This window comes from Chamaesiphon sp. VAR_69_metabat_338 (assembly GCF_031423935.1).
Lineage (GTDB): Bacteria > Cyanobacteriota > Cyanobacteriia > Cyanobacteriales > Chamaesiphonaceae > Chamaesiphon.
Genome location: NZ_JANPGM010000073.1, coordinates 1 through 5,918, shown reverse-complemented (window position 1 = coordinate 5,918; position 5,918 = coordinate 1). Strand labels below are relative to the sequence as shown.

Sequence of the window (5,918 nt, the reverse complement as noted above, 5' to 3'; positions counted from 1 at the left end):
AGTGTTTTTGACCGCTGCTATCGGCATAACCCCGCATTACGACTCCGCCAGCATACAGACCCGTAAAGTCTAGGCCAGACACTACTGGTAATAAATTAGCGACTACTTCAGCCGCTGGTAATAAGTCCCCAGCATGAACCTCGTGGCTGGTAGCCGTGCCGGTCGGCAATACGAGATAGGGATCGATAGGTAATTGCGGCACTTCCAATCGCAGGGCGGCCAACGCGGCTTGTGCCTGGGGTAAATCGATCTCTGGGTCGCCAGTGAAGGGAAACTCTACCGAACTGCTCCGCTGTTGGGAAATCAGTTTCAGTTGTAGACTACCATCGGTCACGATCCCAGTCTGGCGCACTTTAGCGTGATTGAAGCGGGTAAACTGACTGACTTCGCCTTGCAACCGTAACGTAAATTGCTCGTCAGCATGGAGGTTAGCGGTTAAGTCTGCCAACACTCGATCGAAACTAGTCTCTAATCGATCTATCACTGAAATTTATTAAATATTGGTGCGCAAGCTACCTAGATATTCGTAGCTCAACTCTAGTTTACAATATTTTTCCAGAGGTTAACTTTCTGTAGATTCTCCGCAGTCTGCACTCTCAATTTCATAAGTATTGCTGGCGATCGACAATTTAGGTGCTAGCTTAATAAACGAACAGCAAACAGCTTTGATTTCCAGCCGAAAACTACAGTTCAGGTTAGATTTCATCTAACAGGAGAAAAGCTAGTTCCAGATTATTTGGATATTGTTTGCCTCACTCCGACTCCAGAAGCAACACAAATCGACAACCTACATATCTCTAAAATACTGTTTGGACGGGAGCCATCCACTACTAGGCTAGTGCAACTCCACATTTGACAAACTTAGCAATTAGAGATCTCTGAGCTATTGTCGTAGTGTTGCTTTTGCCATGTATGCTTGCGAGAATTCTTACCTGTTAGAGATATTTGTGATTCTTAGCTACTAATTTGCAAGCGCATTTTACTGGCAATCGTTTGGGATTCTTGCTGGAGAAAATCAAAGAAAGTATTAGCCAGAATTGACAGTTGTTTGTCGGCGGGATAAATCAAATACCAATGCCGTTCGATCGGAAAATGTTGGACATCCAAAATCGTCAATCCTGACATCGCAGCTTCTGGGGTAAAAGTATGTTGCGACAGGACTGAAATCCCCAAACCTACGCCAATCGCTTGTTTGATCGCTTCATTACCGCCCAATTCCAAGCGCACCTTGACCGATACATCATGCTTGGTAAATAATTGTTCTACCGCTGCCCGTGTCCCCGAACCACGTTCGCGCATGATAAATGGCTCGTTTTGCAGCCTGGTAATTGGGATGTTTTTCTCTTGAGCCAGGGGATGATTTTTAGGTGCAATCACTACGAGTGGATTTTCTAAAAATGGGTGTAAGGCAACATCTAACCTGTCGGGTATTTTGCTGATGATATATAAGTCATCGAGATTTTCATTGAGTCGTTCTAACACTCGCTCGTGATTGGTGATTTCAAGAGCAACATCTATCCCTGGATATAATTGGCAAAATGGCGCGATCGCGCGCGGCATAAAATATTTAGTGGTGGTAATCGTCGCAATTCGGAGTTTGCCTTGTTTGAGACCTTGAAGATCGGTAACTTTCATTTCAAACCGCGATAATCGATCGAAGATTTCGCGACAAGTAACTAATAATTCCTGTCCGGCTTGGGTCAGGTATAACTTTTTACCAATTTGCTCGAATAGGGGAATGCCGACATTTTGGGTAAGCTGTTTGATCTGCATCGAAACTGTCGGCTGTGTCAAAGACAACTCTTCTGCTGCGCGAGTGATACTGGTTAATCTCGCCACAGTTTCAAATACTTTTAGTTGATGGAGAGTAGATTGACGCATGTTGTTCGATTAACCGTTAGTAGTTGCGAGAATGTCTGCGAAATTAATGTCGTAACCGATTTACTCGAACATCTTCATTGTCGGAACGATCTCCAGCCATCTTACCATTGGCGATCGACAGCCGCTCGGGGCGGAGATTTATACAATGATTGTATATTGTTCTGACGATCGATTAGGCGCGGTCGTCTAGTTAGCTCATTTGTAGCCAGGAAATCGCTGTCGTGAGTCCTCTCTAGCTACCAGCACTGTCGATCGACAGTGCGAGTCGATCGTCAGCTCCGATTCCCCCAAGCGTCAAGCTATACTAGTTTCATAATCCCCATCGCATATTTCTGTATGGAACGCGGTTTAATGTGGCTCCCGTTGCTCGGAGCATTTATCTGGCTGGCAAGAGCTGGTGCTACTGAGTATCAAAAAATTGAAGCTTACAAGCGATGGGCGGTAGGATTCGATCGCTGTAAGTATGATATTTATGCCGTGATGGGACTCAAAGATCGCGAAATTAGTTGGGGTAAACCAACTAAAGCCGAACCGAAAAATTTGCGTACATTTAGCCTCGATCGCATTAATAAGATTCAATTAATCGTCGATAATCGGGCTGTCGATTTAGACGATTTACCTGTAAAAGGTAAGAAGATCGATCTGCGGTTTGAATCGATCGATCCCACGGCTGAATCGATCGAGATTCCGTTTACGGAAGTACCGATGGCGGCTGAGTGGGCAAAGTTTCTCAATCGATCGATCGCCAAATCTGAATAAGTAGCTGGACATAATTAAACTGACGATCGCGAAATCGCCCTCACCCCCAACCCCCTTCTCCCAATACCTACCGTGTACACACAAGTCGGATAGACTTAGTTTCTAGATCTGAATCCCCCAAACCCCCTTCAAAAGGGGGCTAAGATCCGGATCTTAGTCCCCCTTTTGAAGGGGGATTTAGGGGGATTTTCACCAATGTCGCCTATTTCTAGAGATGTGTAGACACGGTAGCCTTGGAGGGGTGCCCGACAGGGCGGGGTGGGTAAATCTCCGCTAAACCTAAGCAATTGCTCGAACGAATCCGCCAACTTTCCAGCGACCATCGATCGATCTTGGTTATCTAAACAGATCCCAACTGGGTTCTGTCAAGATCGATTAATAATCGCGCTCGAATTTGGCCATTAATTATTAAGCGATCGTATTTAAGTATTTAGATCGGATCGATCGTCAAAAATCGATCTAGTTACTAACGGTATATCCAGCATCCCTAATAGTTGCTGTCAGTGTATCCACAGGTAGTTCGCTCTCGATTTGGACTAGTTTGGTTTGTGGGTCGGCAGTAATTTTCGCTTGCGGATCTACTGCATGAATAGCGCGATCGATCGTCGCCACACAAGCACCACAAGCGAGATCGGGAACGGTAAATGTTATTTGCATTATGAAGATTGAATGAAAAGCTAATGGGCGCGATCGATCGAGTCAGGATGAAGTATCACAGATCGATCGTCGCGCGTAATCGATCGCTCGATCGCGACACTTTCAGGTAGGATGTGTTACTAAATCAAATATAGCTACACTGCTAATTAATCTAACATTCACTAGTACAGTCTTTATCAAACACCCCTAAGATCTACAGTACAATTTCCCAGGTGTACATCGGAAGGTAAATTTTATGAGTCGATCCCGATGGGGCAGTAATCGGACGAGTCTCTCGTCTGCTGAAGATACGCAAACTGCGCTCGCTTCCAAAAAATCTTGGCGATTGCCATGGCCGCTAGTTATTGGTATTCCACTCACACTCGGTGGCATTTGGTTCGTTCAACAGGTTAGCCTCAGACATTTCAACCAGCGAGTCCATCAGTTCCAGCAAGATATCGACAAGCTCCCCGGTCGCACTTTGCCCCCAGCCGCGCGGCTCGGTTTTCAAAAAGAGCAAATTATGCTCGAACGCGATCGGATTAATGCGCAAAATGGTGTCTACAACCTACTGTTTCAGGGCATTGAGGTTCTTATCCTGGGCGGCCTCGCTTACACGGCCTGGAACTATTTACGCCGGACTGATGGTCAATTTCAGCAGTCTCAGCAGCGGCTGATTACCGATCGATTCAGTCAAGCGATCGCCCATCTAGCTAGCGATAAGCTGGAAATTCGGCTGGGCGGTATTTATACTCTCGAACGCCTCGCGCAAGAGTCAGAAGAGGACTACTGGCTGACGATCGAAGTTTTAACAGCTTTCGTGCGCGAACGCTCGGCCACCAGGGAAACTACCGTAAATCCACCACTCGGAGGGAACCCACCCGCGAACAATCCAGATCGATCGCTGACAATTGTCGGTGGGAGCGAGGTGGCTGCCAGTCGCAAACAACCGTCGCCATCCAAAGTACCGACGGATATTCAAGCTGTGATGACGATTTTAGCCCGCAGAGACACGAGTAAAGATCGACCCGAGCGGATTATCGGACTGCGCGAGAGCAATCTTCGCGATGCCGATCTCAATGGGATCGATTTGCGAGGTGCCGATCTGTGGAAAGTAAATTTCCGCGAAGCCCAGTTGTGGCAAGCGAAATTAGCAGGTGCCTCTTTGGGACGCGCTAATCTCCGCGAAGCCAGCCTCTGGCAAGCCAATCTCGAAGGTGCCTATCTGTGGAAAGCCAACCTCGAAGGTGCCAATTTAACAGAGGTAAATCTGGAGCAAGCCAATCTCGATGGGGCAAACCTCAAAGGTGCGAACCTCCAACAAACCAATCTCATTAACGCCGATCTGCGCAATACGGTCGGACTGACACGCCAACAACTTAGTGATGCCATTTACAATGCCACTACTCAGTTGCCAGATTTTTAGAGCGGGTCTAAACATAGCCTCGATCGACTAATATAGATATCCCTGACTGGTAATTTCAGGCCGTTGCCACGATCTTTTACTTTGTGGTTTTCTGGCCTCACTGTTTTAAATAAGTTGCACTACTTGTCGATCGATCTAGCAATTGAAGATAGCTGATCTCCATTGATGTTTAATGCTTATTTTTACGCCACCGATCGATCTCGGCAGTTTGCAACGTCATTAATTCTTGAATGCCCACATCGGCGAGATCCAATAATTCATTTAATTTCTGACGGCTAAAACTGCCCGATTCTGCCGTACCTTGGACTTCAATTAGTTCTCGCTTATCAGTCATCACCACATTAAAATCGACATCCGCCGCTACATCTTCGGGATAATCCAAATCGAGAAATGCGCTATCTTCAATCAGTCCTACCGACACTGCGGCAACTTGACAGATGAGCGGCGATCTACTCAGATCGCCTCGATCGATTAGCTGATGGATCGCTTCCACCAAAGCCACGTATCCGCCGGTTATTGCCGTCGTGCGGGTACCGGCATCCGCTTGGATGACATCTGCATCGACCAGGATCGTTTTCTCCCCCAGAACCGCAAAATCGAGGGTCGATCGCAAACTCCGACCGAGCAATCTTTGAATCTCCTGTGTCCGTCCCGACAACTTCATTACCTCCCGCTCGTGCCGCTGCGGTGTTGCACCAGGTAGCATTCGATACTCAGCGGTCAGCCAGCCCGTTCCCGTGCCTGTCAAAAACTTGGGCACGCCATCTTTGATGGTGACGGTACATAACACACGGGTATCGCCACAATCAGTCAGCACCGAACTGGTAGCAAATTTCGTAAAGTCGCTCTGGAAGCTTATCTGACGGAGCTGATTCGGCTGACGGTGTGGGCGGAGTTGCATCTTAATTGGCGGAATCATTGTACTACAGTCGGACAGGTGCCGATCTAAATTCTTGTTAACTTTTAGTGAGAATTTAAATCCCTAGCATCTACAACCATCCTAACCCCTATTCCCTATTCCCTAACCCCTATCCCCTAAATAGGTACTTGACCGATCGCATATTTAGTGTTTGACTGGATAAACGTTCGGAAGCAAACGCTATATATTGTCTACTATAGACTACCGATCGGACAAGCAGATCCCAACGGGGAAGACCTTTTGAATGAAATGCGGCTCATTTACGTTGAATATGATTGCACAATTAAATAGTCATCC

General features: G+C 46.9%; 5 protein-coding genes and 1 pseudogene. 2 read left to right on the top strand and 4 right to left on the bottom strand.

Annotation, left to right across the window (positions count from 1 at the left end; translation table 11 throughout):
* Together RMO84_RS02145 and RMO84_RS02140 are read right to left on the bottom strand one after the other, a co-directional pair.
* Nucleotides 1–484, bottom strand: a pseudogene (locus tag RMO84_RS02145) (TldD/PmbA family protein); the annotation flags it as partial.
* 470 nt (nt 485–954) lie between these two features.
* Complete coding sequence (locus tag RMO84_RS02140; protein WP_310486810.1) at nt 955–1,881, bottom strand: LysR substrate-binding domain-containing protein; 927 nt, start codon at nt 1,879–1,881, stop codon at nt 955–957.
* A gap of 336 nt (nt 1,882–2,217) precedes the next feature.
* Here RMO84_RS02140 and RMO84_RS02135 point away from each other — a divergent pair, with 336 nt between their 5' ends.
* Nucleotides 2,218–2,640 (top strand): hypothetical protein, encoded by a 423-nt coding sequence (locus RMO84_RS02135; protein WP_310486809.1) that lies wholly within the window; start codon nt 2,218–2,220, stop codon nt 2,638–2,640.
* Between the two features lie 459 nt (nt 2,641–3,099).
* Here RMO84_RS02135 and RMO84_RS02130 read toward each other — a convergent pair whose 3' ends face one another.
* Nucleotides 3,100–3,297, bottom strand: coding sequence for a heavy-metal-associated domain-containing protein (locus RMO84_RS02130; protein ID WP_310486808.1), 198 nt, complete (start codon nt 3,295–3,297; stop codon nt 3,100–3,102).
* A 235-nt stretch (nt 3,298–3,532) separates the two neighbouring features.
* Between RMO84_RS02130 and RMO84_RS02125 the strand changes: the two genes are divergently transcribed.
* On the top strand, nt 3,533–4,702 hold the full coding sequence (locus tag RMO84_RS02125; protein WP_310486807.1) for a pentapeptide repeat-containing protein: 1,170 nt from the start codon (nt 3,533–3,535) through the stop codon (nt 4,700–4,702).
* A 169-nt stretch (nt 4,703–4,871) separates the two neighbouring features.
* Here RMO84_RS02125 and rph read toward each other — a convergent pair whose 3' ends face one another.
* Nucleotides 4,872–5,603 (bottom strand): ribonuclease PH, encoded by a 732-nt coding sequence (rph, locus tag RMO84_RS02120; protein ID WP_310486806.1) that lies wholly within the window; start codon nt 5,601–5,603, stop codon nt 4,872–4,874.
* Nucleotides 5,604–5,918 lie beyond the last annotated feature (315 nt).